The following is a 713-nucleotide window of genomic DNA, read 5'->3' as shown; positions in this document are numbered from 1 at the left end:
TAGGTTTACTCGATGATTGTTATATTTTTTTATGGTTTTTAAGCAATAAATACCTTCTTAACACCAAGTGTACAAGAAAAGAAGAAAAGAAGACATCTTAAGTGATGTCTTCTTTTCTTATATAATAACAACACAATAAAATTAAGATGGTTCAAGTGGGAGGAAGGCACCTTTGGGTATCTTTTCTTTGTCGAATTTGCCTAATAGGTGTAGCACCACATTGCTATCAAGTTAAAAAATTTTTTCACCCAAAACAAAAAAACGAGCTGAATTCACATAAATAACTATGGAAGAAAACAAAAACTTGGGATTAAAGAACTTGTGATGTATGACTATATTGGCTGTTTTTATTCAGAAGGATATATTAATCCTAAGTATACATTTGTATTTAATCATGAGGATATCGAAGAAATTATATTTGTAGGTTTTATAGATGAGGAAGAAGAGGCATTTGTAGGATTGCTTAATTGAATAGGATCTAGAAACAGGTAATCTTCAAATTTTGATAAAACTAGCAATCTCCACGCCGAAATTGGTTAAATTATAAGGGGGAAAAGCTGGTCACGAAAATGATGAAGAGATTACTATTTTCAAATCAGTTGGTTTGGTTGTAGTAGATACTATCGTTGCGAATTATTTGTATGAGAAAGTAGTGGAGCGCGGGATGGGATTGAGTTTTGAGGGACTGCCTTTTGGTGGTCTTTTTTGCATAA

At 32.3% G+C, this 713-nt stretch carries 2 pseudogenes; both read left to right on the top strand.

Annotation, left to right across the window (positions count from 1 at the left end):
* Positions 1–285: 285 nt before the first annotated feature.
* A pseudogene (locus tag HMPREF2590_RS15605) lies at positions 286–471 on the top strand (DUF4176 domain-containing protein); the annotation flags it as partial.
* A gap of 76 nt (positions 472–547) precedes the next feature.
* Positions 548–713, top strand: a pseudogene (locus tag HMPREF2590_RS31220) (hypothetical protein); the annotation flags it as partial.

The organism is Bacillus sp. HMSC036E02, assembly GCF_001836235.1.
Taxonomy (GTDB): domain Bacteria; phylum Bacillota; class Bacilli; order Bacillales; family Bacillaceae_G; genus Bacillus_A; species Bacillus_A cereus.
This window is presented reverse-complemented; position numbering and strand designations above follow the sequence as displayed.